At 68.7% G+C, this 26,025-nt stretch carries 25 protein-coding genes; 7 read left to right on the top strand and 18 right to left on the bottom strand.

Annotation, left to right across the window (positions count from 1 at the left end):
- Positions 1 to 7: 7 nt before the first annotated feature.
- The gene (locus Q7S93_RS08850; RefSeq protein WP_304713522.1) at positions 8 to 142 is read right to left on the bottom strand and encodes a hypothetical protein; all 135 of its coding nucleotides are present in this window, start codon (positions 140 to 142) and stop codon (positions 8 to 10) included.
- Positions 142 to 1,794, bottom strand: coding sequence for a sulfatase-like hydrolase/transferase (locus Q7S93_RS08845; protein ID WP_304713521.1), 1,653 nt, complete (start codon positions 1,792 to 1,794; stop codon positions 142 to 144). Before Q7S93_RS08845 ends, Q7S93_RS08850 begins: the two co-directional genes overlap by 1 nt.
- A 167-nt stretch (positions 1,795 to 1,961) precedes the next feature.
- Here Q7S93_RS08845 and Q7S93_RS08840 point away from each other — a divergent pair, with 167 nt between their 5' ends.
- Together Q7S93_RS08840 and Q7S93_RS08835 are read left to right on the top strand one after the other, a co-directional pair.
- Complete coding sequence (locus Q7S93_RS08840) at positions 1,962 to 4,163, top strand: arylsulfatase (RefSeq protein WP_304713520.1); 2,202 nt, start codon at positions 1,962 to 1,964, stop codon at positions 4,161 to 4,163.
- Between the two features lie 73 nt (positions 4,164 to 4,236).
- Positions 4,237 to 5,169, top strand: a complete 933-nt coding sequence (locus tag Q7S93_RS08835) for a phytanoyl-CoA dioxygenase family protein (RefSeq protein ID WP_304713519.1) — start codon at positions 4,237 to 4,239, stop codon at positions 5,167 to 5,169.
- 19 nt (positions 5,170 to 5,188) lie between these two features.
- Here Q7S93_RS08835 and Q7S93_RS08830 read toward each other — a convergent pair whose 3' ends face one another.
- Both Q7S93_RS08830 and Q7S93_RS08825 read right to left on the bottom strand, forming a co-directional pair.
- A complete protein-coding gene (locus Q7S93_RS08830) occupies positions 5,189 to 6,034 on the bottom strand; it encodes a universal stress protein (RefSeq protein WP_304713518.1) in 846 nt (281 codons plus the stop codon).
- Between the two features lie 93 nt (positions 6,035 to 6,127).
- Positions 6,128 to 7,378, bottom strand: coding sequence for a hypothetical protein (locus Q7S93_RS08825; protein ID WP_304713517.1), 1,251 nt, complete (start codon positions 7,376 to 7,378; stop codon positions 6,128 to 6,130).
- 84 nt (positions 7,379 to 7,462) lie between these two features.
- On the opposite strand from Q7S93_RS08825, the gene Q7S93_RS08820 reads away from it, so the two are divergent.
- Together Q7S93_RS08820 and Q7S93_RS08815 are read left to right on the top strand one after the other, a co-directional pair.
- The gene (locus Q7S93_RS08820; RefSeq protein WP_304713516.1) at positions 7,463 to 8,980 is read left to right on the top strand and encodes a CehA/McbA family metallohydrolase; all 1,518 of its coding nucleotides are present in this window, start codon (positions 7,463 to 7,465) and stop codon (positions 8,978 to 8,980) included.
- A gap of 111 nt (positions 8,981 to 9,091) precedes the next feature.
- Positions 9,092 to 9,712: a DUF1134 domain-containing protein gene (locus Q7S93_RS08815; protein ID WP_304713515.1), complete on the top strand. Its 621-nt coding sequence runs from the start codon at positions 9,092 to 9,094 to the stop codon at positions 9,710 to 9,712.
- A gap of 34 nt (positions 9,713 to 9,746) precedes the next feature.
- Here Q7S93_RS08815 and pheT read toward each other — a convergent pair whose 3' ends face one another.
- From pheT to Q7S93_RS08770, 9 genes are all read right to left on the bottom strand, one after another.
- On the bottom strand, positions 9,747 to 12,179 hold the full coding sequence (gene pheT, locus Q7S93_RS08810) for a phenylalanine--tRNA ligase subunit beta (RefSeq protein WP_304713514.1): 2,433 nt from the start codon (positions 12,177 to 12,179) through the stop codon (positions 9,747 to 9,749).
- Positions 12,180 to 12,290: 111 nt separating this feature from the next.
- Positions 12,291 to 13,400 carry a phenylalanine--tRNA ligase subunit alpha gene (gene pheS, locus Q7S93_RS08805; protein ID WP_304713513.1) on the bottom strand — a complete coding sequence of 370 codons (1,110 nt, stop codon included), beginning with the start codon at positions 13,398 to 13,400 and terminating at the stop codon, positions 12,291 to 12,293.
- Between the two features lie 123 nt (positions 13,401 to 13,523).
- Positions 13,524 to 13,880, bottom strand: coding sequence for a 50S ribosomal protein L20 (gene rplT / locus Q7S93_RS08800; protein WP_304713512.1), 357 nt, complete (start codon positions 13,878 to 13,880; stop codon positions 13,524 to 13,526).
- A gap of 17 nt (positions 13,881 to 13,897) precedes the next feature.
- Positions 13,898 to 14,098, bottom strand: coding sequence for a 50S ribosomal protein L35 (gene rpmI / locus Q7S93_RS08795; protein WP_304713511.1), 201 nt, complete (start codon positions 14,096 to 14,098; stop codon positions 13,898 to 13,900).
- Between the two features lie 146 nt (positions 14,099 to 14,244).
- On the bottom strand, positions 14,245 to 15,459 hold the full coding sequence (locus Q7S93_RS08790; protein ID WP_304713510.1) for an MFS transporter: 1,215 nt from the start codon (positions 15,457 to 15,459) through the stop codon (positions 14,245 to 14,247).
- The gene (locus Q7S93_RS08785) at positions 15,456 to 16,745 is read right to left on the bottom strand and encodes an MFS transporter (protein ID WP_441339427.1); all 1,290 of its coding nucleotides are present in this window, start codon (positions 16,743 to 16,745) and stop codon (positions 15,456 to 15,458) included. Before Q7S93_RS08785 ends, Q7S93_RS08790 begins: the two co-directional genes overlap by 4 nt.
- A 120-nt stretch (positions 16,746 to 16,865) precedes the next feature.
- Positions 16,866 to 17,387, bottom strand: coding sequence for a translation initiation factor IF-3 (infC, locus tag Q7S93_RS08780; protein ID WP_304713508.1), 522 nt, complete (start codon positions 17,385 to 17,387; stop codon positions 16,866 to 16,868).
- A gap of 110 nt (positions 17,388 to 17,497) precedes the next feature.
- Positions 17,498 to 18,490: a glycosyltransferase family 9 protein gene (locus Q7S93_RS08775; protein ID WP_304713507.1), complete on the bottom strand. Its 993-nt coding sequence runs from the start codon at positions 18,488 to 18,490 to the stop codon at positions 17,498 to 17,500.
- The gene (locus tag Q7S93_RS08770) at positions 18,490 to 19,653 is read right to left on the bottom strand and encodes a glycosyltransferase family 4 protein (RefSeq protein ID WP_304713506.1); all 1,164 of its coding nucleotides are present in this window, start codon (positions 19,651 to 19,653) and stop codon (positions 18,490 to 18,492) included. The genes Q7S93_RS08775 and Q7S93_RS08770 overlap by 1 nt, the downstream gene beginning before the upstream one ends.
- An 81-nt stretch (positions 19,654 to 19,734) precedes the next feature.
- Between Q7S93_RS08770 and Q7S93_RS08765 the strand changes: the two genes are divergently transcribed.
- Complete coding sequence (locus tag Q7S93_RS08765) at positions 19,735 to 20,490, top strand: alpha/beta fold hydrolase (protein ID WP_370652108.1); 756 nt, start codon at positions 19,735 to 19,737, stop codon at positions 20,488 to 20,490.
- On the opposite strand, the gene Q7S93_RS08760 is transcribed toward Q7S93_RS08765, so the two are convergent.
- The 3 genes from Q7S93_RS08760 to Q7S93_RS08750 form a co-directional block, all read right to left on the bottom strand.
- On the bottom strand, positions 20,475 to 21,335 hold the full coding sequence (locus tag Q7S93_RS08760; RefSeq protein WP_304713504.1) for an SDR family oxidoreductase: 861 nt from the start codon (positions 21,333 to 21,335) through the stop codon (positions 20,475 to 20,477). The two genes, Q7S93_RS08765 and Q7S93_RS08760, sit on opposite strands and share 16 nt — an antisense overlap.
- Positions 21,336 to 21,339: 4 nt before the next feature.
- Positions 21,340 to 22,548, bottom strand: a complete 1,209-nt coding sequence (locus Q7S93_RS08755; RefSeq protein WP_304713503.1) for an NAD-dependent epimerase/dehydratase family protein — start codon at positions 22,546 to 22,548, stop codon at positions 21,340 to 21,342.
- A 119-nt stretch (positions 22,549 to 22,667) separates the two neighbouring features.
- Positions 22,668 to 23,537 carry a UTP--glucose-1-phosphate uridylyltransferase gene (locus Q7S93_RS08750; protein ID WP_304713502.1) on the bottom strand — a complete coding sequence of 290 codons (870 nt, stop codon included), beginning with the start codon at positions 23,535 to 23,537 and terminating at the stop codon, positions 22,668 to 22,670.
- A 179-nt stretch (positions 23,538 to 23,716) separates the two neighbouring features.
- On the opposite strand from Q7S93_RS08750, the gene Q7S93_RS08745 reads away from it, so the two are divergent.
- On the top strand, positions 23,717 to 23,998 hold the full coding sequence (locus Q7S93_RS08745) for a hypothetical protein (protein WP_304713501.1): 282 nt from the start codon (positions 23,717 to 23,719) through the stop codon (positions 23,996 to 23,998).
- A gap of 66 nt (positions 23,999 to 24,064) precedes the next feature.
- On the opposite strand, the gene Q7S93_RS08740 is transcribed toward Q7S93_RS08745, so the two are convergent.
- Positions 24,065 to 24,628: a demethoxyubiquinone hydroxylase family protein gene (locus Q7S93_RS08740; RefSeq protein WP_304713500.1), complete on the bottom strand. Its 564-nt coding sequence runs from the start codon at positions 24,626 to 24,628 to the stop codon at positions 24,065 to 24,067.
- Positions 24,625 to 25,140 carry a disulfide bond formation protein B gene (locus tag Q7S93_RS08735; protein ID WP_304713499.1) on the bottom strand — a complete coding sequence of 172 codons (516 nt, stop codon included), beginning with the start codon at positions 25,138 to 25,140 and terminating at the stop codon, positions 24,625 to 24,627. The genes Q7S93_RS08740 and Q7S93_RS08735 overlap by 4 nt, the downstream gene beginning before the upstream one ends.
- 170 nt (positions 25,141 to 25,310) lie before the next feature.
- On the opposite strand from Q7S93_RS08735, the gene Q7S93_RS08730 reads away from it, so the two are divergent.
- A partial coding sequence (locus Q7S93_RS08730) for a 4-hydroxyphenylpyruvate dioxygenase family protein (RefSeq protein ID WP_304713498.1) occupies positions 25,311 to 26,025 on the top strand: 715 nt, incomplete at its 3' end.

Here is a 26,025-nt window from a genome sequence, read left to right as displayed (position 1 = left end):
TCGGCGGCTAGGCCGCGCCCCGTCGCTGCAGGAACAGATCCAGGTCTGAAGGGCGGCGCGCCACTGCGGCGAAGGCCGCCTCGGCCGTGCGCAGATAGGCGACGCCGTCGGCGGTGATCCGGGGAGGGTGGGGCTGGCCCATCATCCGGGCCAGTAGACGAATTCGTCGGCCTCGGTGGCGGGATCGCCAAGGGTCTTGTCGACCATGACGGGCACCGAACCGACATTGGGGAACAAGGGCCCGCGCCCGGCCGCCTGATGGGCCGCCAGCAGGGCCTTCAGCTCCGCCACCTTCTGGGGATTGGCCTGCGCCAGATTGGTCTGCTCCGTGGGATCGACCGCCAGGTTGTAGAGCCAGTCCTTCTTGGGCAGGTCAGAGGTCTGCAGCTTCCAGCCCTTGTGCAGGACGGCCCGGTAATAGCCGCTCTGCCAGAACAGGGTGTCGTGCGGCGCCCGGCCAGGGCTCGCGCCGGTGAGCCAGGGCGTCAGGTCCACCCCGTCGATCACCCGGTCGGTCGGCGTCTGCGCGCCGGCCGCCGCCGCCAGGGTCGGCATCAGATCGATATGGGCCACCGGATCGCGTAGCACCGTGCTCGCGGCGATCCGGCCGGGCCAGGAGATGAACATCGGCGTCCGCAGCCCGCCCTCGAAGAAGGTCATCTTCCATCCGCGATAGGGCTGGTTGACCTCGGGCAGGCCGATATAGCCGGCCCCGCCATTGTCGCTGGTGAAGACCACGATGGTGTTGTCCGCCAGGCCCTGGGCCTCGAGGGCGGCCATGATCTTACCGACGCTACGGTCCAGGGCCAGCATCATGGCGCCATAGACCCGCAGGCGGTGGTCCTTGATCTGGGGCAGGGCGTCATAGTCGGCCCGGGTGGCCTGTAGCGGGGTGTGCATCCCCCAGTGCGCCAGATAGAGCAGGAAGGGGCGGTTGCGGTTGGCCTCGATCACCTTCACCGACTCCTCGGTGTAATAGTCGGTGAGATAGCCCCGCGGGGCGAACATCGGCCCGCCGTTGAACTTGGCGGCCGCCTGCATCCGCGCCCAGAGGAACTTGTCGATCGGGTCGAAGTCCACCTTGGCGTTGACCACATTAGGGTCGTTCTCGGGCAGATAGAGGCCGCTGGCCATCAGCAGGCTTTCATCGAAGCCCTGGGCGTTGGCGCTGAACTCCTCGGTGTCGCCCAGGTGCCACTTGCCGATGTGGACCGTGTGGTAGCCGCGGGCCTTGAGCACCTCGGCCAGGGTGATCTCGCTGCCTGGCAGGCCCTGCTCGACCATGGGCGGCATCTCGCGGGCCCGTTCGGCGTCCCGCAGCATGGGATGGGGCCGCGAGCCGTCATTGTAGAACAGCGGGAGAATGCGGGTCATGCCGTCGGGGGTCGGGGTGAACTCGAACCCGTGCCGGGTGGCGTAGCGTCCGGTCATGATCATGGCCCGGGACGGCGCGCAGGTCGCCTGGCCCGCATAGGCCTGGGTCAGGTTGGCGCCCCGGGCGGCCAGGGCGTCGATATGCGGCGTCTGCACCAGACCCCCGGCGATCCCGCCGCCGAAGGTGCTGATGTCGTTGATCCCCAGGTCGTCAGCCAGGATGACGATGACGTTCGGCGGGCGCTCCCCGCCCACCGCCTGGGCCGGGCCTCGATCCCAGATGATCTCCTGGTTGGCGGCGATCTCCTGCTTGCCCAGATTGCCCACCAGGAAGAGGAGGATGGACTTGTAGTTGGCCGCTCCGAGGGCGACCACGACGACGAGCGCCGCCGCAAGGCCGAGCCAGATTTTCCGCGCCATTGTCGCCCTCCCCAGGCTGTCATTATATTGGCACGATACACGCCAATGTGTGCGGGGCTCAAGGGCTTTCCCCGAGCGCATCCGGGGGATCACCCCTGGACGACAGTCCTCGCCGCGGCCTATTATGGCACTTAACATGCAACAATAAGCGTCAGGTGGAGGCTTCGATGTCGATCCGCGCGATCTGGACAGGAATAGCCCGGACCCGTCGAGCGTCCGGCGCCTGCGGGCTCGGGGTCGTCTTCGCCGTCCTGGCCGCCAGCCTGGCCCTGGCGCAGCCTGCGGCCGGGCCGCCCAATATCGTCCTGATCCTGGTGGACGACGCCGGCTATACCGACTTCGGCGCCTATGGGAGCGAGATCGCCACCCCGACCATCGACGCCCTGGCCGCCCGCGGCGTGCGCTTTTCCAACTTCCACGCCACCCCCATGTGCGCGCCCTCGCGGGCCATGCTCATGACCGGGGTGGACAGCCACAACGCCGGCGTCGCCAACCTGCCGGAATCGACGCCCCGGGCGCACCGGGACCTTCCTGCCTATCAGGGGCGTCTGGCGCCGGGCGTGGAGACCCTCGCCACCCGGCTGAAGCGCGGCGGCTACCGGACCTACATGGCCGGCAAGTGGCACCTGGGCCATGGACCCGGCGACCTGCCCGACTCCCATGGGTTCGACCGATCCTTCGCCATGGACGCCACAGGCGCCGACAACTGGGACCAGCGATCCTACTTCCCCCTCTATGAGCGGGCGCCCTGGTTCGAGGACGGCCAGCCGGCGACTCTGCCCAAGGACTTCTATTCCTCCGCCTTCCTGGTCGACCGGATGATCGCCTATATCGACGGGGCGCCAGGGGGAGAGGCGGCCCGCCCTTTCTTCGCCTACCTGCCGTTCCTCGCCATCCATATTCCGGTCCAGGCGCCGGAGACCTTCGTCCGCAAGTACGAGGCGACCTATCTGGACGGCTGGGCCGCGCAACGCGCCCGGCGTCGAGAAGGGGCGATCCGCTCAGGCCTGATCGCCGCCGACACCCCCATGGGGCCAGCGCCCGGCAGCGTCGCCGACTGGAATGCTCTGACGGCTGACGAACAGGCCCTGGCCGCCCGTAGCATGGCGGTGAACGCCGCCATGCTCGAGGCCATGGATCACCACCTCGGCCGCCTGGTGGCGCACCTCAAGGCCCGCGGCCAGTACGACAACACCCTGTTCGTGGTGCTGTCTGACAATGGTCCAGAGGCCGGCGACCCGACCGCCCATCCCCTGTTTCGGGCCTGGATGCGGCGCCAGGGCTATAGCCAGGAGGTCGAGACCCTCGGCGGGCCGGGAACCTACGCTGCGATCGGTCCCGGCTGGGCCAGCGCGGCGGCGGCGCCCGGCGCCCTCTACAAGTTCTATGCCGGCGAGGGCGGCTTGCGCGTGCCGCTGATCCTGGCCGGTCCCGGCCTGCCACAGGGCCAGACCGAGCGGGCCTTCACCTTGATTTCCGACATCGCGCCCACCGTGCTGGATCTGGCCGGAGTCCCCGGTAGCGGCCCCCCCATGCAGGGTCGCACCCTGGGTCCGGTTCTTCGCGGGCAGGCCAGCGCCGTCTATGGGCCGCAGGACCCGGTGGGACTGGAGGCGGCCGGCGAGGCGGCCCTGTTCAAGGGCGACTACAAACTCACCCGCAACGCCGGCGCCTGGGGCGATCCGGCCTGGCGGCTCTATGACATCGTCCGTGATCCCGGCGAGACCCGGGACCTGGCCGCTGAACAGCCCGCCAGGGTCGCCGAGATGCTGGCCGATTATCAGGCCTATGCCGAGGCTGTCGGCGCGGCCGAGATTCCGGAAGGTTTTTCCGCCGACCGGCAGGTCGCGGCGAATCTGGGGCTCCATATCCTCGCGGACTTCCGCATCCCGCTGCTGGCGGGCCTCGGCCTGGTCATTGCCGTCATCGCCGCCGTCGTCCTTGGCGCGCGTCACTATGGCCGCCGCCAGCCGGAGCGGGCGGCGCGCCTGGGCCGGTTGGCGATGCGGGGCCTGTTGGGCGCGGTGGGCCTGCTCTTCGTGGCCATCGCCCTGCGCATCTGGACGCGCCCGGAGTCCATGGCCGCCACCCTGGGCCTCGCCGCCCAGAGCCCGCTTGGCCTGGCCACCCTGCGCGCCGACATGGGCGCATTCTTCGCCGGCGGCGGGCTGTTCGTCCTGGCGGCGGCGGTGCGGGACAAGCGGTCTTGGCTGGCGCCAGCCCAGGCGCTGCTGAGCCTGGCCCTGATGGGGCGGGTCGTCAGCCTGCTGGCGGGCGGTTGGGACCTCATGTCGCTTCCGCCCATGGTGCTGGAGGCGGCGCTCATCCTCATCCTGGCCGCGGGCTGGCGCGTTCTCACGCCCCGGTGAGCGTCTCACAAGCTATGGTTAACGCTATCTTCAGCGCCAGGGGGTGAGACTTCGGGGCATTCTGGGAGGCCCCATGCCCGCCGTCCGCGCTTCAACCCCGGTTTCCAGTCATCCCGCCATCGACGATTTTGCGCGGGATGGCGCGCACGTCTTTGAGGACTTGGTGGATCCCGCCGCGGCGGCCGCCCTCCTGGCCGACATCCGCGCCACGCGCCCCTTCGACCATCGGCTGTTCCTCACCGAGGCCGAGTTCGACGCCGATCCGCAATATGTGGGCGTCAATCCCCGTCCGGGGCGTAACCTGCTGGAGCGGTTTGAAGACCGGCTGGGCTTCGTCGATCAGGCGCCCCACATCGCCTCGGCCCTCCAGGCCCTGCTGGGGGAGGGCTACGAACTGCTCAATCGCAAGGTGGTCTGCGGCGTGCCTCAGGCCTCCGTGCCCGACTGGCTGCGCCAACGGATCCTCGGCAACCCGGTGAACAATCTCGGCGCCTATGTGCGGCCGGAATACCGGGACGTGACCTATTTCTACGGCATCGATTTCCACCAGGACCTGATCGACTACCGAGACCGGCCGGCCGACTTCCTGACCCTCTATGTCTATCTGCATCCGGTGGGGCGGCAGGATGCGCCCCTGTTCCTGCTGACCGGCAGCCATCGCCTGGGGGGCACGGTGTTTCCCCACGATCTTCAGCGGGATGGCGCTGAGGCCTGGACCTATCGCGACGGCCGCGGGGGCGAGGTGACGGTCCATCAGCGCCTGCTCACCGGGCCGGCGGGCTTCGCCGCCATCTGGCACGCCTGCACCCTGCATGGCACTCAGCCCGACGCGGCCGACCACGAGCGGATATCCCTGCGCTATCTCCTGGCCCGGGGGCATGGTCCCGCCGGCCTGGACACGGTGAACGCCGGCCTGACGGGCCCGCTCGCCCTGCCACAGACCCGCACCGACCTGGCCCCTGACGGCCGCGCGGCCGTGAAGGGCAATATCGTCAATCAGGTCTGAGGCCCGGGCTCGGGTCTCTTCAGTGGCTGAGCAGCAGATAGCGGCCGGGCTCGTCCAGCAGCGTACGGGTCACCCCGCCGAACACCCATTCCCGCAGCCGGCTCTGGCCATAGGCGCCGGCGACGATCAGATCGGCGCCCAGAGCCTCGGCGGCCTTGTTCAGTTCGCCGACCACGCCCGCCTCGGCGGCGAGGCTGACCTGTCCCCGAGCCGCCACGCCGCGGCCAACGAGATAGGCGGTCACGTCATCCACCTGCGCCTGGACGGCGCCCTGCTGATCCTTGCCGCACACCCCCATGACCAGCACCTCCTCAGCCCGATGCAGGAAGGGCAGGGCGTCGGCCAAGGCGCGTCGAGCCTCCCGGGCGTCCTTCCAGGCCACGACGATGCGCTTGCCGCTCAGAGGCTCGGCGGAGTCAGGCATGACCAGCACCGGGCGAGCGCTGCGCATGACCACCTCGGCGGGGTCGGCGGCATGGAAATAGTTCGTGCTCGGATGGGCCGACACGACGATCAGGTCACAGGCCCGGGCGACGAGGGCCAGGGCGTGGGCGGGCATGTCGCGCGCCTCGCGCCATTCGCGCTCCACGCGGGCGGCGAGATGGTCGAAGCTCGTCCTGGCCGCAATCAGGTCGGTCTCCACCTGCTGGGCCATGGCCGTGACCCATTCGGCGGTGTTCACGCCGCTGTAGGGGGTGGCCAGCAGGGGCTCGACCATCTCGGCGCCCAGGCCGATCAGCCGGGCGTCCAGTTCTTCGGCCAGGGCGACGCTTACGCGTAGCCGACTGGCCGAGTCCTCGCCTGGACCGACATGGACAAGGATGCTCCCGATGGCGGGCGGTGAGGCTTTGGATGGGGCGGGCATGGGCATCTCCTGGCGTCTGGCTGTCGGCCATCAGGATACTGAGCCCGACGATCCTCTTCGCCATTGATCTGGGTCAGACCCTGGGGCGCGCCGTCAAGCGCTGGCCTTCTGCAGGGTCTCGGCCATGGAGGGCACGGGCAACTGATCGACCGGCCAGGACCGCCCGCCCATGGGCTTGGATTGCAGCCGGCAGACCGCGGGGCCGGTGACGAACGGCAGCCGCGCCTCCAGGGCGAGGTCCAGTTCCCGCTGGTGCCGCACATTGGTCAGCGCTGGCCAGATCCGACGACGCTTATAGGCGTCGATCTTGCTGAGGAAGCGCCGCAGCACGATGAGCCGCCGCTCCGGTTCGGCCTGAGGCAGGACCAGGGTGACGCTGGTCACCGCCTCGGGGTTGAGCTGCTCGATCTCGAAAGCGGGGTCGCGGGTGCGTAGGTCGATGGCGCTGAAATGCTCGTCCAAAGCGCTGTGCAGCTGCTTCAACGCCTGGAACGAGGGGGCGCGGGGCACGTCATAGACGGCCGCGGAAAGCCGTCGTCGTTCGGAATGCGGCAGGATCGACAGGATCTCGGCATAGGCCGCCCGCGTGGACGGCCGCAGCAGGGTCGAGAACGAGACCGGCAGGTAGAGCGGTGTGTCGGCCTGGCTCTCGGCCAGGAAGGCCATGGCGGCGATGACGCAATCGGCGTCGAAGGCCGCCGCTTCCGGGGGAAGATGCTCTTCGCCGTCCACCAGGCTGTAGCGGGTGCGAGACTCTCCGGGCGTGCTGCTGATCACGTCGCCGACGAAGATCTGGCGGGCGGCGTAATAGATGCCCTGCAAGCCCTCCACATTCGGCTCGCGATCGCGGGGCGGGGCAGGACGGCGCCGGGGCCGGACCTCGTCTTCGGCTTCAGCAGGGTTCGAGCCTTCGGGGGGCGGCACCTGCAGGCGAGTCCCGTCGATGGCGATGCGGCTCAGCCGGCCGCCTTCCGGAGCCGCCGCCGGCTCGACCATGGCCCGTTCAAGCTCGCCGTCGCTGAGTTCGGCGAACTTCGCCATGGCGGCGTCTTCGCCCTCGAACAGCAGGACGATCACCTTGGCGCTCTCATCATCGGTCACGCCGAACAGGTGCGCATGAAGTTCCGCCGACAGCCGGCCGAGCTCGGCGGTATCCAGTTCGGAGGCCGTCGGGTCGCTGAGCAGAAAGGCGTAGGGATTCAACGCCGAAAACTTGCGCGGCCACGACCAGCGCACTTCCAGAAAGGCGCTGGTGAACTTGGCGACAAGCGCGCTGAACATGGCTTCTGACAGGTTGGCCTGCTCGGAACGAACCACAACGCGCAGACAAGCCAGGGCCGACACGGGCGCACTCCTCCAAAGACGCGTAACCTTGCAGGGCGGGGTGAAGGGGCCGTTAGCGCCAGGATAGACCCCAGGGAGGCTGACATGGGCCGATTGCTGATCTCAGGCGCCAGGGCGTGGATCGTGGCCCTGGCGGTGGCGTGGACCACCGCGCCTGCCCCGGCCTTCGCAGAGCGCCCCGCCGACATTCGCCTTGAGGGGGAACTCAACCGCCAGCGCCATGAGACCTATGTGGAGCTGCCCTTCGCCGTGCCGCCAGGGACCGGGCGGCTGACGGTGGTGTTTCGGCATGACGGGGCCGCCGACCGTACGACGATCGATCTTGGCCTGCGTGATCCTCATCGGTTCCGCGGCTGGAGCGGCGGGGCGCGGGATCGTTTCACCGTCGCCGAGGCCGACGCCACGCCGGCCTACCTCCCCGGCCCGCTCCCAGCCGGGACCTGGAACCTCGTCATGGGTGTCCCAAACCTCCGCCCCGGGGTGACGACCACATATGTCGCCGAGATCTGGCTCGACCCAGAGGATGCGCCCTTTGCGGGCCTGTCGGACGCGCCCCTGGCCCCAGGCCCGGCCTGGTGGCGCGGCGATCTCCACGTCCACTCAGGACACAGCGACGGAACCTGCCGCAGCCGGCGTGGCGCGGCCGTCCCCTGTCCGCTCTTTCGTGTCGTCCAGACCGCCGCCGAGCGGGGCCTCGACTTCATCGCCCTCACCGAACACAACGCCGCCTCCCACGCCCAGGCGCTGCGGGAGCTGCAGCCCTATTTCGACGACATCCTGCTGATCCCCGGCCGCGAGCTGCCCACCTTCCAGGGGCACGCCAATCTCCTTGGCCTGATCGCCCCGCTGGAGTTCCGGCTCGGTGCGCCGGGGGCGGCAGACCTGGACATGGTGCTAGACAGGGCCACGGATCTGGGCGCGACCATCTCGGTCAACCATCCACGCATGCCGTCAGGCGAGGCCTGCATGGGGTGTGGCTGGCAGGCGCAGACCGACTGGTCGAAGGTCCACGCCATCGAGGTTCTCAACGGCGGCGCCATGGCCGCGTTCGGGGGGCGCGCCGAGAGCCCGCTCAGCGGCGTCGGCTTCTGGGAAGGCCTGCTGGACCAAGGCCACCGACTGACCGCCATCGGCGGAAGCGACAGCCACGATCCAGACCGATCGGCGGGGGAGGCCGGCGCCCTTGGGCGGCCGGCCACGGTCATTCACGCCGCCAGTCTCTCGCAGTCTGACCTGATGGCGGGCCTCCGGGCCGGCCGGGCCTTCGTCGATCTTGGCCTGCCCGGCCTGAAGCGGCTCGAGCTCGAGGCCACGGCGGCCGGGCGCACGGCGGCCATGGGCGGCGCCCTGGATCCCGCCGACGGCGCGCTGGTCTCATTCCGTGTCACAGTCGACGGCGCCGCGGGGGCGCGGATTGAGGTGATCGAGCCGGGCGGCGCCCGCGAGCTGCTGCCCGCCCAGGCTGGAGACTCGATCGTCCAGACCTTCACCCGCCGCAGCGATGGTCGGCGGCGCTGGCTGCGCATCAACCTGAGGAACGAGCACGGCGCCCTCCTGGCCATAGGCAATCCCATCTATCTGAACTGGGGGGACACCCCCTAGGTTGGGCAGGGCGCCGTCCAGCCGAACATGCTTAATCGGGGTTTAACCAAGCTGCCCCATTCATGCCTTCGAGAGACGGGAGGATCGCCACCGCCTTTGGAGAATATTCGCATGGACCGTCGCACGCTGATCGTATCGGGCCTGGCGGCCGCCGGCACGGCAGGCCTGGGAGCCTGCGCCACAGCCCAGACCACTGAGGGCCTGCCGCCGCCGCAACACGATCCCAACTATCCGGCCTCAGGCCAGGCCGAGACCTATTCCCGCGACGAGATCGTCCGCGACGTGTCGGACTTCATGGGGGTGACCGCCGAGGCCGCCGGCGGCGCGGTGGAGCGCATCTTCGCCGAAAACGGCCGTCCCACGGGCTATATCGCCGGTGAGGAAGGCTCAGCCGCCATCGCCATCGGCGCCCGCTACGGTCGCGGCCTGCTCTACATGAAGAACCGGCCGACGCAGGAGGTCTTCTGGCAGGGGCCGTCCGTGGGCTGGGACTTCGGGGGCAACGCCAGCCGCGTCTTCACCCTCTGCTACAACCTGCACTACCCCGACGCCATCTTCCAACGCTTCCCTGGGGTGGAAGGCACGGCCTATCTGATCGGCGGCATGGGGGTGAATTACCAGCGGGCCAACGACATCATCCTGGCGCCGATCCGCGCTGGGGCGGGCCTGCGGCTGGGGGCGAATGTCGGCTACCTGGCCTATAGCCGGCAGCGCAACATCTTCCCGTTCTAAAGGGTCGGGCGCGGCCCTCGCCGCGCCCATTATCCTAGCTCCGCAGTTTCGCGCCCACCGCCTTGGCCGCGGCGGCCAGCACCTTGGCCGAGAGCTGCTCGATCTCGGCCTCGGCCAGGGTGTGGTCCTGGGGTTGGACCAGGATCTCGACGGCCAGGGACTTCACCCCCTCGCCCAGGTTCGGCCCGCGATAGACGTCGAAGACCCGCGCCTGGGCGATCAGGGTCTTGTCGGCCCCGGCTACGGCCCGGATCAGATCGCCGGCCGCCACCTTTTCCTCGACCACGAAGGCGAAGTCGCGGCTGAGCGGCATGTAGGGCGACAAGGCCAGGGCGGGCTTGGTCTTCACCGCCTTGCGCTTGCCCTCGGGCAGGGCGTCGATGTTCAGTTCGAAGGCCAGCACCGGACCGGCCACATCCAGCGCCTTCAGCACCTGCGGGTGCAGTTCGCCGAACTCGGCGACGATGGTCTTGGGGCCGAGCTGCAGACGGGCCGAGCGACCGGGATGCCACCAGGCCGAGGTTGAACCCTGGGCGGTCTGCAGGGCCGGCGCGCCCAGCTCCTCAAGCAGGGAGGTCAGATCGGCCTTCAGGGCGAACAGGGCGTCATCGCCGCCCCCGTCCCACCGCCGCGGCGGGTGGGGCGCCACCAGGCCGGCCACCACCATGGACTGGCCCTCTGGCGTATCGTCCCGATAGATCGGGCCAATCTCGAACAGGGCCACATCGGCGAAGCCCTTGCGGGCATTGCGGCCTGCCGCCTCGATCAGATTGGGCAGGGCCGAGGGGCGCATGCAGTCCAGATCCGCCGAGATCGGATTGGCGATCATCAGGGCGTCATCGCCGCCGCCGAACAGGCGGGCCGAAGCGCGCGGCAGGAAGCTCCAGGAGACGGCTTCGGAAAAGCCCATGGCCGCCATGGCCCGGCGGGCGATCCGCATGCGGCCCTGGCGTACGCTCAGAACCCCGCCGGCGGGCCGCGGCATCTCCGGGAGCGGCTCGGTGGGCAGGGCGCCATAGCCCTCGATCCTCGCCACTTCTTCCACGAGGTCGGCGCGGCCGTCCACGTCCCGACGCCAGGTCGGCGGGGTGACCTGTGCGCCGTCCACGGCGAAGCCCAGATCCTTCAGGATCTGATCTATGCGGTCATCGGTCAGGGCCAGGCCCGTGAGCTGGCGCACATAGCTTCGGTCGAAGCTGATGGGACCCGGCGCCGCGGGCGCCTCGCCGGCCACGACGACGTCGGACGCCTCGCCCCCGCAGAGGTCCAGGATCAGCCGGGTGGCCAACTCCAGGCCATCGACCACGAAGCCCGGATCGACGCCGCGGGCGAAGCGATACTGGGCGTCGGAGGTGATGCCGGTGGTGCGGCCGGTCTGGGCGGTGCGGATCGGGTCGAACCAGGCGCTCTCGACGAAGACCTCGGTGGTGTCCTCCGAACAGCCGGTGCTCTCGCCGCCCATCACCCCGCCCAGGCCCACCGGGCGCTCGCCGGCCGCGTCGGCGATCACGCACATCTCCGAGGTGATGTCGTAGGTCTTGCCGTCCAGGGCGATCAACTGCTCGTCATGGTGCTCGGCCGGCGTCGCTTCATCGGTGTGGGCCGGGGCGTTTGCATCCCGACCGGCGCCCAGGCGGGCGACGATGACATCCCCCACCAGCTTGGCCCGGTCATAGACGTGCAGGGGCCGGGCGCGGTCGTAGGAGACCAGGTTGGTGATATCGACCAGGGTGTTGATCGGCCGCAGACCGATGGAGATCAGCCGCTGCTGCAGCCAGGCGGGCGAAGGCCCATTTTTCACGCCGCGGATCAGCCGCCCGGCGAAGATGGGGCAGGCGTCAGGCGCATCCAGGCGAATGGCCACCGGGCAGGGGAAGGCGCCCTTCACCGGGTCGGCCGAGGTATCCTTCAGCACCCCCAGGCCGGCGGCGGCCAGGTCGCGGGCGATGCCGGCGACGCCCAGCCAGTCCGGGCGGTTGGGGGTGACCTCGAAATCGATCACGGCTTCCAGCCCCAGGGCCTCGGCGGCTGACGTCCCCACGGCGAGATCGCCGGGCAGCTCCATAATACCGTCGGACTCCTCGGCGGTCTCAAGCTCGGACGCCGAGCAGAGCATGCCGTTGGAGACCACGCCGCGCACCGGCCGCGCTTCCAGGGTGATGCCGGAGCCGGGCACATAGGCCCCCAGCGGCGCATAGATGGTGGTCAGGCCTGGCCGCGCATTGGGGGCGCCGCAGACGATCTCTTTGCGGCCATCCTTGGTGTCCACCTGGCAGACTCGCAGGCGATCGGCGTTGGGGTGCTGCACCGCCTCGACGATCTTGGCCACGGAGAAGGCCGCCAGCTTGGCCGCCGGATTCTCCACATGCTCGACCTCCAGGCCGGCCATGGTCATGGCCTCGACCACCTGATCGACGGTGGCCTGGGTCTCCAGGTGTTCCTTGAGCCAGGAAAGGGTGAACTTCATCGTATCAGCTCGTCAGGTCCATCCCCTCCTGCGAGGGGGCTGGCCAAGCCGCGAGGCGGACCTCGCGCTTGCGCCCGGGGGGCGCCCCCAGAGGGGCGCTTCGAACAGAGGTCAGCTCAGGCCCGTGGCCGGGTTGGGGGCGGCGAAGGGCGAGAAGCCGTAGTGGCCCAGCCACCGGGTGTCGCCGGCGAACATGTCGCGCAGATCGGGCATGCCGTATTTCAGCATCCCCAGCCGATCGACGCCGAAGCCGAAGGCGAAGCCCTGCCAGATCTCGGGATCCAGGCCACAATTGCGCAGCACATTGGGATGCACCATCCCGCAGCCGACCACTTCCAGCCAGTCGGTCCCCTGGCCGATCTTGATGTCGCCGCCGGAGCGGTCGCACTGGACGTCCATCTCGGCCGAGGGCTCGGTGAAGGGGAAGTGATGCGGCCGGAAGCGGCTGACCACGCCTTCGGTCTCGAAGAACCGCGAGATGAAGGTCTCCAGCGTCCATTTCAGGTGGCCCATATGGACCGCCCGGTCGATGACCAGCCCCTCCATCTGGTGGAACATGGGGGTGTGGGTGGCGTCGGAGTCACAGCGATAGGTGCGGCCGGGGACCACCACACGGATCGGCGGCGCCTGGCCGGTGGCGACCCAGGCCGGGACCTTCTCGTTGATCTGGCGCATCACCCGCACCTGCACCGGGCTGGTGTGGGTGCGCAGCACCTTGCGCTCGCCGGCCTCGTCAGCCGCCATGAAGAAGGTGTCGTGCATCTCCCGCGCCGGGTGCTTGGGGGGGAAGTTCAGCGCGGTGAAGTTGTTGAAGTCGGTTTCGATGTCCGGCCCCTCGGCCACCGAGAAGCCCATCTCGGCGAAGATCGAGACCATCTCGTCCATCACCTGCATGGTGGGATGGACGCTGCCGCGGCGCCGGGGCGGGGCGGGCAGGGAGAGGTCGACGCCCTCGGCGGCCAGGCGGCGATCCAGCTCGGCGGCCTCCATCTGCGCCTTGCGCTCGGCGATGCGGGCGGCGACGGCGTCGCGCAGGCCGTTGATCAGCGGCCCCTGCTCGCGGCGCTCGTCCGGGCTCATCTTGCCCAGGGACTTGAGCAGCTCGGAGATCTGGCCGCTCTTGCCGAGGGCTGAGATGCGGATCGCCTCCAGGGCGGCGGCGTCGGGCGCGGCCTCCACCTGGGCGATCAGGTCGGTCTTCAGGGTGTTGAGATCGGTCATGGCCTGGGTGCTCTATCGCGTGGTCGTATCGGCGGGAAGGGCGCGCAGCAAAAAGCCCTCCGGCGGCGGCGCCGGAGGGCTTCTCTGTGAGATCGGAGGCGGGTCGGAGACCCCCCGCAATCCTTAAGCCAGCGAGGCGCGAACCTTGTCTGCGATGGCCTTGAAACCGGTCGGATCATTGCCCGCGATGTCGGCGAGCACCTTGCGATCCATCTCGATCCCGGCCTTGTCGAGGCCGAAGATAAAGGTCGAATAGGTCATGCCTTCCAGACGCGCGGCGGCGTTGATCCGCTGGATCCACAGCGAGCGGAAGTTACGCTTGCGCACCTTGCGGTCGCGGTAAGCGTACTGGCCGGCCTTGTCGACGGCGGCCTTGGCGGTCCGGATGGTGTTCTTGCGGCGGCCGTAGAAACCCTTGGCCTGCTCGAGAACCTTCTTGTGTCTGGCGTGGGCGACCACACCGCGTTTGACGCGTGCCATATCTTATGCGCTCCCGATCACAGGCCGTAGGGCAGGTAGGTTTTGATGATCTTGGCGTCAGCCGCGCTCATCACCTTCGTACCCCGGTTCTGGCGGATGTACTTGCTGTTATGGCTGATCAAACGGTGGCGCTTGCCCGCGACGCCGGCCTTGATCTTGCCGGTCGCCGTCAGTTTGAAGCGCTTTTTGGCGCCTGACTTCGTCTTCAGTTTCGGCATTTCACTTGCGGAGCGCCAGGCGCCCCGTCCTCTGGCGTATTGATGAGCCGTCCTGGCATGCCTGTTGGCCAGACGGCTCCGAAGGGGCGGGTGCTTACGCCAGGCTCGGACAAAAGGCAAGTCTGACCCGTGCCTTGGTCGGCGGTTCAGGCTCTGCGGTCGGGGACCCTGGCCATGATCTGCAGGCACAGCCAGATGGCCGGCAGGATCAGGAGGGCCGTCAGCGCGAAGGGCGCCCCCGGCGCCACCAGCGAAAAGAGCTGGCCGGCCAGCACCGGTCCGCCGATGCGGGCGAGCGCGCTGTTGGACATGTTGAGTCCCAGCACCTCTCCCTGTCGCTCGGCCGGGGTGGCCATGGAGATCAGGGCCACCAGGTTGGGGAAGGTGAGCGACTGGCCAAAGACCACGATGGCCAGGCCCAGGACCGCCATGGGCCAGCCCACGGCGGCGAACTGGGTCAGCATGCCGACGAACATCAGGCAGAGGCCGGCCAGCAGGACGCGGCCCTCGCCATAGCGGCGCACCAGCAGGCCGGTCAGCGAGCCCTGGGCCACCACGCCGATCACCCCGGCCAGCATGAAGGCCAGGCCGATCTCCCGCGGACCCCAGCCGAAGCGGGCCTCGGTCCAGAGGCCGTAGGTGGCCTCGATGCCGGCGAAGCCCGATATGGTCACGAAGCTGATCAGGAAGACCCGCAGGATCACCGGATCGGCCAGGGCCTCCCGCAGGACCAAGCCCCGCGGCGCGGTGGGCGGCCGGGTTGCGCCCTTGGCCTGCGGAACGATGGTCTCACGCATGAACAGCACGACGCCGAGCGCCGAGGCCAGGCCGAAGGCGGCGGCCGCATAGAGGGGGATCTGGAAGCCTGTCGGCCCAAGCTCTGGCCGGGCCAGCAGGCCGCCCAAGGCTGGACCCACCATGAAGCCCAGCGAGAAGGCCGATCCCATGATCCCCATGCGCCCGGCCCGTTGGAGGGGCGGGGTGATATCGGCCAGATAACCCTGCAGGGTCGAGATATTGCCGGACAGGAAGCCGCTCACCAGGCGAACGGCGAGCGCCGCCCAGATGCCGGGCGCCAGCGCCAGGGCCACATAGGCCAGCGCCCCGCCAGCGGTGGTGAGGATCAGAACCGGGCGCCGGCCGATGCGGTCCGAAAGCTTGCCCCAGAAGGGCTCGCCCATGAACTGGCCTACCGAGAAGGCCGAGAACATCAGGGTGATCTGCCAGGCTGGGGCGTCGAACGCCTGGCCAAAGAATGGCAGCAGCGGGATGACCAGGCCAAAGCCCGCCATGTTGAGAAAAATGACCGACAATAGGACGATCAGCGCCCGGGGATCATCCTTGGGCGCCTCGGAGGTCACGGCCGACTGGCCTCGACTTCAGCCAGGTCTTCAACCTGGGCTTCCAGGGCCGGCGCGCGCCGGCTGGCGGCCAGGGCCAGCCATATGGCCGGCGCCAGCATGAGGGCGGCGATGAAGAAGGGGCCGCTGATGGAGATGCCCGCAAAGGCCAGGCCTGCGCAGAAGGGGCCGATCACCCGGGCCAGGGCGCCCATGGCGTTGTTCAGCCCCAGAATCTGACCGGTGCGGTGCGGGTCGGCCGTGCGTGAGATCAGGGCGCTGACATTGGGGAAGGCCACCGACTGGCCCACGGCCATGCAGCACATCAGGGCGATGACCACCGTGCCGTTGGGCGCAAAGGGCTGGGCGAGCGCGCTCACCATGGTCAGGCCCATGCCGACGGCCAGCATCTTGCCCTCGCCATAGCGCTCCGAAAGGCGGCCGGTGACAAACATCTGGGTGGTGGCCGCGCAGACGCCCACGAAGGCGAAGCAGACGCCGATCTCCCGCGGACCCCAGTCGAAGCGCGCCTGGGTCCAGAGGCCGAAGATCGATTCGACGCCGGTGAAGGCGAAGCCGACCATAAAGGTCAGCAGCATCAGGCGCCCGACCACGGGGTGGCTGGCCGCCTCGCCGATGGCCGACCAGCGGCTGGGCTGGTGTTCAAAGACTTCCTGCCGGGCGCGGCTTTCGCGGATGAAGACCAGGATCGACAGGGCCGAGGCCGCCGCCAGGCCCGAGGCGATCAGCAGCGGCAGGCGGAAGCCCAGCGGCCCGGCCTCGGGGTGGGCGAAGATGCCGCCGACCGACGGGCCGACGATCAGGCCGACATTCCACGCCGCCCCCATGTGGGACATGCGGCGCGCACGCTTCTCTGGCGGGGTGACGTCGGCGATATAGCCCTGGATCACCGAGCCGTTGCCGCTGGCCAGGCCCCCCAGGAACCGCACGGCCAGGGCGATCCAGACATTGGGCGCGAAGGCCAGGGCCAGATAGCAGAGGCAGTTGCCGGCGATGGTGCTGATCAGGACCGGCTTGCGGCCATAACGGTCTGAAAGCCGGCCCCAGAAGGGCTCGCCGAAGAAGGCGCCGGCGGAATAGGCGGAGAAGATCAGGGCGATCTGCCAGGCCGGGGCGTCGAACGACTTGGCGTAGAAGGGCAGCAACGGAACGATGATCCCGAAGCCCAGCATATTGATAAAGATCACGGCGATCAGCGACGGCGCAGCCATAGCGGACGGAGTCGCCGCGCTACGCGCAGTCTTCGACATGGCGGGGTTGTTAGGCGCAGCCTCGAATTCCGGCAAGGCCTCTCGTAACGAGATTTTCTGAGGCCCGCGTCAGTCCGCCTCGCGCCTTTGATGCCGGCGTCAAAAAAGGGCCGGCGTCGCCGCCGGCCCTTCATCTGTCGTTAAGATCGCCCGGCTCTAGCGGGGCGCCAGGATCATGATCATCTGGCGGCCTTCCATCCGGGGCTCGTATTCCACCTTGGCCACTTCCTCGAAGTCGGCCTTGACCTTCTGCAGGAGCTTCATGCCGAGTTCCGGGTGAGCCAGCTCGCGACCGCGGAAGCGCAGGGTGACCTTCACCTTGTCGCCCTCTTCGAAGAAGCGGTGCATCGAGCGGGACTTCACCTCGTAGTCGTGGGTGTCGATGTTGGGGCGGAGTTTGATCTCCTTGATCTCCACCACCTTCTGCCGCTTGCGCGCCTCGTTCTTCTTCTTCTGTTCCTGGAACTTGAACTTTCCATAGTCCAGAATCTTGCAAACGGGCGGATCCGCGTTGGGCACGATCTCCACCAGATCGAGGCCAGCTTCCGCGGCCGCTTCGAGAGCGGACGACGTGGGCATGACGCCCTGCTTTTCGCCCTGCTGATCGATCAGCAGGACGCGCGGAACACGGATGTCCTCGTTGATGCGCGGCCCTTCCTTTTGGGGCGGCGCTTGCATGGGGCGGCGAATAGGCAAAGCTCCTAAGTCTGTTTCAGTGACGAACGTCGTGGGGGCGCGCGGGCGCGCTCACCGAACGACAGACTATATGACGATGGCGCTGGACGCGATCAAGCATTCGCCCCGCCCGGAAACCGCGTCAGGGCGCGGGCGGCCTGCATGACCTGCGCGACGGGCATGTCGGCCAGGTCCTGAGCCTGCAGAGCCGCCACATGCCCCCGGGGCGCCGACAGAATCGGATCGGAGGCCTTGGAGAACAGCACGAGGGTCGGCGGCCCGGCGGCGGCGGCCAGGTGAACGGGTCCGGTGTCATTGCCGACCACCAGGGCGGCGCGGGCGCCCAGCATGGCGATGCGGGCGAGATCGGTGCGCCCGGTCAGGTCGCGGGCCTTGCCGACCGACTTCTGAATGGTGCGAGCCAGGGCGCTTTCCTGGGGGCCGCCGACCACGACGATGTCGAACCCGACATCATAGAGCTCGCGCGCCAGCTGGGCGTAGCTCTCGATGGGCCAGCGTTTCTCCGGCCGATGGGCCGAGCCGCCGGGCGCCATCAGCACATAGGGCCTGGCCTCGATCCCGCCGGCCACCGGCCGCGGGGCCTCGACCTTGCGCAGGATCCAGGAGACGTCGGGACCAGGCGCCGAGCCGGGGTCGGTGGGCGCGTCGGGCCATATGCCGGCGGCCTTCAACTGGTCGGCATGCCGCTCCAGGGTGTGCATCTGGTCGCGCCGCGGATTGCGATGGGGCAGGGCGCAGCCGGCGGCGATCCCGGACCACTCCGGGGCGAAGGGCGACAGGCCATAGAAGATCATGCTCGACCGGGACGAGGTCTGCAGGTCGTAGATCCGGTCGTAGCGCGCCTTGCGCAGGCGTCCCACCAGGGCCAGCCAGTCGCCAAGTCCCTCCGGTCGCCCGTCGGTCTCCACGGCGTTGAAATAGGGACAGAGCTTGGCCAGCCCTTCGAACGGCGGGGTGGTCAGCAGGGTGATCTGCGCCTTCGGATGGGCCTGGCGGATCTTCTTGGCCGCCGCCAGGGCGAGGATGAAATCCCCCATGGCCGACAGCTTGATGACCAGAACCTTCTTGATCTCGCGAGGGGCCATCAGGCGCGCGCCTCCAGAACCCGTTGATAGGCCTCAAGGGTGGCGGCGCACATGGCGTCCACCGAATAGAGCTGGCGCGCCCGGTTGGCGGCGGCGGCGCCCATGGCGGCCAGGCGGACGGGGCCGGCCTCGATCGCCCGGGCCAGGCCTGCGGTCCAGGCGTCGACATCGCCAGGGGGAATGAGCCAGCCGGTTTCACCGGGAATCACGGTCTCGATCATGCCGCCCAGCTGCGAGGCCAGGACCGGCCGGCCCATGACCTGGGGCTCCACCGCTGTCCGTCCGAAGGACTCCGGCACGATCGACGGCAGAATGGCCACGTCGGCCAGCAGATAGGCCGCCGGCATGTCGTCGCAATGGCCCACCAGCCTCACCTGATCGCCGAGCCCGGCCGCCTCGATTTGAGCCTCCAGCTCGGCGCGATAGGCCACCCGCCCTTGGTCGTCGCCGACCAGCAGGAGACGGAAGTCCTCGCGGCCCTGGGCCTTCAGCCGGGCGCAGGCCTCGATCACCGGGCCGTGGCCCTTGATACGGGTCAGGCGGGCGGCCAGCAGGAAGGTGGTGCGGGTAGGGTCGGGCGCGACGTTCCAGGCCTGGCGCAGGGTTTCTACCCGCTCAGGCGTGACCCAGTTGGGATTGAAGCGCTCCAGGTCGACGCCGCGGGGGATGCTGACGATACGGGCCGGATCGAGCTGGTGTTCGGCCAGCACGTGGTCGCGGGTGAAGTCGGAATTGGCGATCACCAGATCGCCCCGGGTCATCACCGCATTGTACCAGCGCTTCAGGCTGGAGCGCGCGTTGTAGACCCCGTGATAGGTGGCCACGAAGGGCGTGCCGGTGGCCTGGGCCGCCCACAGGGCCGAGAAGGCCGGGGCGCGGGACCGGGCGTGGACCAGGCTCACCTTTTCGCGGCGGATCAGGTCCGCCAGCCGGGCGGCGTTGCCCAGCATCACCAGGGGATTCTTGGTCTGCACCGGCATCTGGGCCAGCCGGCCGCCGTCGGACTCCAGCCGCGCGGCCATGCGCCCCCCACGGGTGGCCACCAGCGCCTTGCCGCCGGCCCGCACGATGGCGTGGGCGACATCGATCGTGGTCTGTTCGGCTCCGCCCGTGTCGAGCTCGGGCACGACCTGCAGAAGCGTGAAGTCCGGGGGCAATGTCACGGCGCCCTGCATAACGCAGAACACGGCTTGGTAAACCCCGCACCACCTGGGAAGGCGCCTGGACCCGCGCTATAGACCCTCATGGGCGAAGAGACTGGCATGCTGAAGCGGCCCGACGGGGCGGACCTGGCCTGGCGCCGCGTGGCGGGCGAGGGGCCCACCGTGGTCTGGATGGGCGGCTTCCGGTCCGACATGGCCGGGACCAAGGCGCAGGCCCTGGCGCAGTGGGCGCAGGCGACCGGCCGGGCCTATGTGCGTTTCGACTATTTCGGTCACGGAGAGTCCGAGGGTGACTTCGCCGAGGGCACGATCACCCGCTGGCGGGAGGATGCGCTCGCCGTTCTCGACGAGCTGGCGCCGGGGCCGGTCGTTCCGGTCGGCTCGTCCATGGGGGGCTGGATCGCCTGCCTCGTCGCCATGGTCCGGCCCGAGCCGGTGCAGGGTCTGGTGCTGGTCGCCCCGGCCCCGGACTTCACCGAAAAACTGATGGGTCCGGAGATCGATGCGGCGGCCCGGCGATCGCTGGAGGAGACCGGCGTCTGGATGCGCCCCTCGGACTATGGCGCGCCCTATCCGATCACCCGCAACCTGCTGGAGGATGGCGATCGCTGGTCGATCCTCCCGGGTCCGGTTCCGGTGACCGCGCCGGTGCGCATCCTGCAGGGCGGGGAGGATCCGGACGTGCCCTGGCGCCACGCCCTGGAGCTGGCCCAGGCGATCAAGGGCTCCGACGTGGTCTTCCAGCTGATCGAGGACGGCGACCACCGCCTGTCGCGGCCCCAGGATCTCGCCCGCCTGATCGCGGCGGTGGAGGAGCTGGTTCAGCCCCCGGCCTGAAGGATGGCGCTCAGGCCTTCGCGATAGGTGGGATAGGCCGGTCGCCAGCCGAGCTCGGCCTTGGCCCGGGCGTTGGAGACCCGCTTGCTCTCGGCATAGAAGCGCTGCGCAGGCCCCGCCAGGTTCGCCGCCTCCACCGGGATTTCCGGGGGAACGGGCAGGCCGAGCAGCTCCGCCGCATAGGCCACCACCGCGCTGTTGGGGGCCGGTTCGTCGTCGCAGAGATTGTAGATTCCGCCGGCCCGCGGCCGGGCGATGGAGGCGGCCAGGCCTGCGGCCAGGTCGTCCACATGGATGCGGGAAAAGACCTGGCCTGGCGCGGCGATCCGTTTGGCCCGGCCGGCCCGAAGCCGATCGAAGGTCGAGCGCCCCGGGCCATAGATGCCGGGCAGGCGGAAGATGGCGGTGGTCAGGCCCATGCCCTTGCCCACGTCCAGCCAGTCCCGTTCGGCGGCGACCCGGCGGGCGCCCTCCATGGACTGGGCCGCCAGACGGCCAGTCTCGAAGACCCAGCCCCCCTGGCGATCCCCATAGACGCCGGTGGTGGAGAGATAGCCCAGCCAGTCGGGAAAGGCCCCGGCCCTGGCCATGGCCGGAACCAGGGCGCGCAGGCCCGGGCAGCCCTCGGTGTCGGGGGCCGCGGTGACCAGGACCGCGTCGGCGGCCTTCACCGCCTCGGCCAGGGCCGCCGGATCGCTTACGGAAACCGCCTCGACGTCCAGCGCCTTGAGCCGTTCGGCGTCTTCGGCTCGGCGATAGGTGGCCGCCAGGCTCCAGCCCAGGGCCATCAGTCGCGTCCCCAGGGCCTGGGCTGAGAACCCGTAGCCGAAGGTGAAGAGCCGCACGGCCCTATTCCGCCGCCACCGCCTTGCCCGGCGCGCTGGCCGCAGCCGCGCGCTCGGCGTTCCAGTGCGAGTGGCAGGGGATCTTGCTCAGATCGGCGCGGTCAGCATAGGCCCGGGCGATCTCGGCGACCTCCATCAGGAGGCCATCCTCGAGCCGGATGGGGTTGAGGCCATAGTCCAGCAGGCACTTGTTCTCCACCACCAGGTCGTTCTCGTCGGCCTCGGCGCGGGGGTTGGGCAGATGGGCGACCTCGGCGTCGGTCAGCCTGGCGATCATCTGCGCCAGGTCCCGGACCCTCCAGGTTTCGGTCATCTGGTTCATCACCTTCACCCGGTCCCCGCGTTCGGGCGGGTGGGCGAGCGCCAGTTCGACGCAGCGCACCGTGTCCTGGATATGGATGAAGGCCCGGGTCTGGCCGCCGGCCCCGTGGACGGTCAGGGGATAGCCCACCGCCGACTGCATCAGGAAGCGGTTCAGAACCGTGCCGTAGTCGCCATCATAATCGAACCGGTTGATCAGCCGCTCGTCCTGCCGGGTCTCCTGGGTCTGGGTGCCCCAGACGATGCCCTGGTGCAGGTCGGTGATCCGAAGGTGGTCGTTCTTGGCGTAGAACTGGAAGAGCAGGGCGTCCTGCGTCTTGGTCATATGGTAGATCGACCCCGGATTCGCCGGATAAAGGATCTCCCGTTCAACCCAACCGTCCGGGGTCTCGATCTTGACGGTCAGATAGCCCTCGGGGATCGCCGCGCCCGCCGTGCCGTAGCCATAGACCCCCATCGTCCCCAGGTGGGCCAGATGGATGTCGAGGCCAGAATCGACGATGGCCGCCAGGACGTCGTTGGTGGCGTTCAGATTGTTGTCGACCGTATAGCGCTTGTGCTTGGCCGACTTCATCGAATAGGGCGCGGCCCTTTGCTCGGCGAAGTGGACGATGGAGTCGGGCCGCCAGCTGGTCAGCAGCTCGAGCAGGGCGTCGTAGTCCTTGCCCACCGTGATGTCGTGGAAGCCGATCTCATGTCCGGAGACCTCTTTCCAGGCGGCGATCCGCGCCTGGATGTCGCGCACAGGGGTCAGGGACTGAACCCCCAGTTCGTCATCGATGCGGCGTCGGGACAGGTTGTCGACGATCGCCACGTCATGGCCACGGGCCGAGAGGTGGAGGGCTGTAGGCCATCCGCAAAAGCCGTCACCGCCGAGAATGAGTACGCGCATCGCCGCTCCGATCCGTACAGGTTTCACCTGCGCCAGGGCTAACAAACGCCGGGGCGTTGTGAAAGCGTCGTCCGTCAGAACGGGCTCAAGAGGTCAGGGTTCAGACGTTCCGCGGGTTATCAGAGCAGGGCCGTAATCGCCTCTCGGGCAGCTCCGCCAAATGTCGGATGGCGCAGGGCGAAGGCCACATTGGCTCGCAGGAGGCCGATCTTGTCCCCGCAGTCATAGGTCACGCCCTCATATTCCAGGGCATGGAAGTCCTGGACCTTCATCAGCTCGGCCATGGCGTCGGTCAGCTGGATCTCGCCGCCGGCGCCCTTCCCCTGCTTTTCCAGCAAGGGGAAGATGTCGGGCTGCAGGATGTAGCGGCCGCTGATGAACAGGTTCGAGGGCTCGGTCCCCGGAGCGGGCTTTTCCACCATCCCCCGCATGCGGTTGATGCGGCCCTTCTGGCTCTCAAGGTCGACGATGCCGTACTTGTGGGCCTCGCCCTCGGGGGCCGGCTCGACGACGATGATATTGCCGCCCACCTGATCATAGGCGGCCACGGCCTGGGCCAGGGTCGGGGTGTCGGCGGCCATCAGCATGTCAGGCAAGATCACGGCGAACGGCTCGTCGCCGATGATGTCGCGGGCGCACCAGACGGCGTGGCCCAGGCCCAGGGGCGCCATCTGGCGGACAAAGCTCATCTGGCCAGGCTGGGGCAGGTCGCGGCGAACCTCGGCCAGGATGTCGGCCTTGCCCTTGGCCTCCAGGGCGCCCTCGATCTCGGGGGAGGCGTCGAAATAGTCCTCGATCGCCCCCTGGCCGCGGCCCACGATGAACACGAAGTGCTCGATCCCCGCGGCGCGGGCCTCCTCGACGATGTAGGACAGGATGGGACGGTCGAAGACGTTGAGCATGTTCTTCGGCGTGGTCTTGGCGCCGGGCAGGACCCGGGTCCCTAGTCCTGCAACCGGCAGCACAGCCTTGCGAACCTTGGTGCTCATCTCGTCCTCCACTGGCGTTCAGACTCGCCTAGACGAGGCGCTGCGCGAAATCCACCGCCGATCAGCGAAACATTCCCGGTTCCGGGCGCCCTTGGCCCAATCGGGCTAAAAAGCTGGGAACACGGCCTTGTGATCGTGCGTTCCGGGAAAAGGCAATTCGCCCCAGGGAGCCAAAAACCGTGAGCATTCGCACCTTTTCCACCTTCACCGTCGGCGCCCTCGCCGCGCTGACGCTCGCCGCCTGTTCTGACAACAATGCGGGCGACACCGCGGACCTGACGCCCGCGCCGGCCGACAGCATGACCACCACCCCGGCCGAGCCCATGCCGCCCGCGACCACGGATCCGGCGATGGATCCGGCCATGCCCGCCGACGGCATGACCCCGCCTCCGGTCAATGACCCCGCGGCCATGGATGGGGCGGCCACCTCGCCGGCCACCGGCGCCCCGCCGGCGCCCTGATCCGAGTGACGACGATACGGCCCCGCTCAGGCGGGGCCGTTTTCTTGTCGGGACGTTCTGTCGCCCTCAGACCTTCTCGCTGATCTTGATGGCCGTACGGCATCCGGCTCGGATGATCGCCGACAGCAGGCCGTAGCCCGGCGCGCCGTGGGCGCCTTCCTCGACCGCCAGGTCCCTGTGGGCCAGCTCCTCGTCCCGGAAACGGGAGAGTTCCGCCGCCAGCTCCGGCTCGCGTTCGGCCAGTTCGGCCACCTGACCGGCATAGTGCTGCTCGATCACCGACTCCACGGCCTCGGTGCAGGCATGGGCCGCCTTCTCCCCCATCAGGGCCGTGCCGGCGCCCAGGGCGAAGCCGGCCAGACGCCACAGGGGCGTCATGACCGTGGGGCGCACGCCGTGTTCATTCAGCAGGGCGTCGAAGCGGGCCAGATGGACGGCCTCGTGCCCCTCCATCTCCTCCAGCTGGGCGGCGATCCGCGCCTTGTCCTTGGCCGCGCCCAGCACAGCGCGCTGGCCCTGATAGATATGGACCGCGCCCAGTTCGCCGGCGTGATCGACCCGCAGGATTTCCGCCAGCCGGGCTTCAAGGGTTCCGGCGCCAGGACGGGCGGGAATGGGCTTCGCGCTCATCGCTTGCCTCTTTCATAAAACGCAGCCGCCAGGCTCAGCGCCGCCAGGGCCAGGGAGATCAGGGCGTTCCAGCCGGCCATGGACAGGCCGGCGAACACCCAGGGCGCTTCGTCACAGGCCGGGGCGCGGACGGCGGCGCCGTCCAGCAGACCTGTCAGGGCCTCCAGGCTGACGGCGGCGCCGGTCGAGGCGCAGGTGGACGGGCCGGGCCACCATTTCCACTCCGCGCCGGCATGATAGGCCGCGACACCGAAGCCCACCGCGAACACCACGGCGAGGCCAAGATTAAACGCCGGGCGGAATTTCGCGCCGCCCTGCAGCCGGGTGAGGATCATGCCCGCCAGCGCCAGGCCAACGGCGACCCAGTAGACCTCCCGCTGGCGCAGGCACAGGGCGCAGGGGGCGAGTTCGCCAAAGGTCTGGAATCCGTGGGCGATGGCCAGCATGCCGGCCGAGGCCACCAGGGCCGAAAGCCGCCAGCGATGAAGGATCGGGTCGAGACCTTTGATCATGGAGTCCGATTGAACTGCATATTCGGCCTGTAAGCCACGGGGGACTGAAGAAAGCGCAAGCCCGGCTGGCTAGCGACCCTCCATTTGCTAGCAGGGACGCGGTGGCTTGTCTCTCGCCGCCGCCGGGTTGATAGTTGCATATGATACTATCTCGCTGGCAGGAGACGTTCATGGCTAAGCTTGCGCCCGCGCCGACCACAACCCCCGACCTGTTCGAGAACCCGCTGGGCACAGACGGCTTCGAATTCGTCGAGTTCACCTCTCCCGAGCCCGAGCGGCTGGGCGGCCTGTTCGACCTGATGGGCTTCACCGCCGTCTCGCGGCACAGGTCCAAGACCGTCGTCCGCTATCGCCAGGGGGACATCAACTTCCTGCTCAACATGGAGCCTTCGGGCCAGCCGGCCGACTTCCGTGAAGTGCACGGTCCCTCGGCCAACGCCATGGCCTTCCGGGTGCGCGACGCGGGCAAGGCGCTGGCGCTCGCGATCGAGCGTGGGGCGACCCCGGTCCAGGGGCCCGTGGGACCCATGGAGCTGAACATCCCGGCCATCGAGGGCATCGGCGGCTCGAACCTCTATCTGGTGGACCGCTACGGGGCTCAGGAGATCTACGACGTCGACTTTGTCCCCATCCCCGGCGCCGCTGAGGCGGAGGCCGGCAAGGGCGTTGGCCTGACCTATCTCGACCATCTGACCCACAATGTGTTCCGCGGTAACATGGCCAGGTGGGCGGACTTCTATGAGCGGATCTTCAACTTCCGCGAGGTCCGCTATTTCGACATCGAGGGCGCCCAGACGGGCCTTCTGTCCAAGGCCATGACCAGCCCCTGCGGCAAGATCCGCATCCCGCTGAACGAGAGCCAGGACGACCACTCGCAGATCGAGG

The sequence above is a fragment of the Phenylobacterium sp. genome (assembly GCF_030646615.1).
GTDB lineage: Bacteria > Pseudomonadota > Alphaproteobacteria > Caulobacterales > Caulobacteraceae > Phenylobacterium.
This window is presented reverse-complemented; position numbering and strand designations above follow the sequence as displayed.

Excerpts from the sequence above, each read along its gene's own strand:
- infC (WP_304713508.1), bottom strand. The coding sequence starts at position 17,387 with ATGCAAGCGCCGCCCCAAAAGGAAGGGCCGCGCATCAACGAGGACATC.
- rplT (WP_304713512.1), bottom strand. The coding sequence starts at position 13,880 with ATGGCACGCGTCAAACGCGGTGTGGTCGCCCACGCCAGACACAAGAAG.
- Q7S93_RS08815 (WP_304713515.1), top strand. The coding sequence starts at position 9,092 with ATGGACCGTCGCACGCTGATCGTATCGGGCCTGGCGGCCGCCGGCACG.
- rpmI (WP_304713511.1), bottom strand. The coding sequence starts at position 14,098 with ATGCCGAAACTGAAGACGAAGTCAGGCGCCAAAAAGCGCTTCAAACTG.
- Q7S93_RS08740 (WP_304713500.1), bottom strand. The coding sequence starts at position 24,628 with ATGAGCGCGAAGCCCATTCCCGCCCGTCCTGGCGCCGGAACCCTTGAA.
- Q7S93_RS08835 (WP_304713519.1), top strand. The coding sequence starts at position 4,237 with ATGCCCGCCGTCCGCGCTTCAACCCCGGTTTCCAGTCATCCCGCCATC.
- Q7S93_RS08775 (WP_304713507.1), bottom strand. The coding sequence starts at position 18,490 with ATGGCCCCTCGCGAGATCAAGAAGGTTCTGGTCATCAAGCTGTCGGCC.
- Q7S93_RS08820 (WP_304713516.1), top strand. The coding sequence starts at position 7,463 with ATGGGCCGATTGCTGATCTCAGGCGCCAGGGCGTGGATCGTGGCCCTG.
- Q7S93_RS08765 (WP_370652108.1), top strand. The coding sequence starts at position 19,735 with ATGGGCGAAGAGACTGGCATGCTGAAGCGGCCCGACGGGGCGGACCTG.
- Q7S93_RS08830 (WP_304713518.1), bottom strand. The coding sequence starts at position 6,034 with ATGCCCGCCCCATCCAAAGCCTCACCGCCCGCCATCGGGAGCATCCTT.
- Q7S93_RS08755 (WP_304713503.1), bottom strand. The coding sequence starts at position 22,548 with ATGCGCGTACTCATTCTCGGCGGTGACGGCTTTTGCGGATGGCCTACA.
- Q7S93_RS08735 (WP_304713499.1), bottom strand. The coding sequence starts at position 25,140 with ATGATCAAAGGTCTCGACCCGATCCTTCATCGCTGGCGGCTTTCGGCC.
- pheT (WP_304713514.1), bottom strand. The coding sequence starts at position 12,179 with ATGAAGTTCACCCTTTCCTGGCTCAAGGAACACCTGGAGACCCAGGCC.
- Q7S93_RS08750 (WP_304713502.1), bottom strand. The coding sequence starts at position 23,537 with ATGAGCACCAAGGTTCGCAAGGCTGTGCTGCCGGTTGCAGGACTAGGG.
- Q7S93_RS08845 (WP_304713521.1), bottom strand. The coding sequence starts at position 1,794 with ATGGCGCGGAAAATCTGGCTCGGCCTTGCGGCGGCGCTCGTCGTCGTG.
- Q7S93_RS08840 (WP_304713520.1), top strand. The coding sequence starts at position 1,962 with ATGTCGATCCGCGCGATCTGGACAGGAATAGCCCGGACCCGTCGAGCG.
- pheS (WP_304713513.1), bottom strand. The coding sequence starts at position 13,400 with ATGACCGATCTCAACACCCTGAAGACCGACCTGATCGCCCAGGTGGAG.
- Q7S93_RS08850 (WP_304713522.1), bottom strand. The coding sequence starts at position 142 with ATGGGCCAGCCCCACCCTCCCCGGATCACCGCCGACGGCGTCGCCTAT.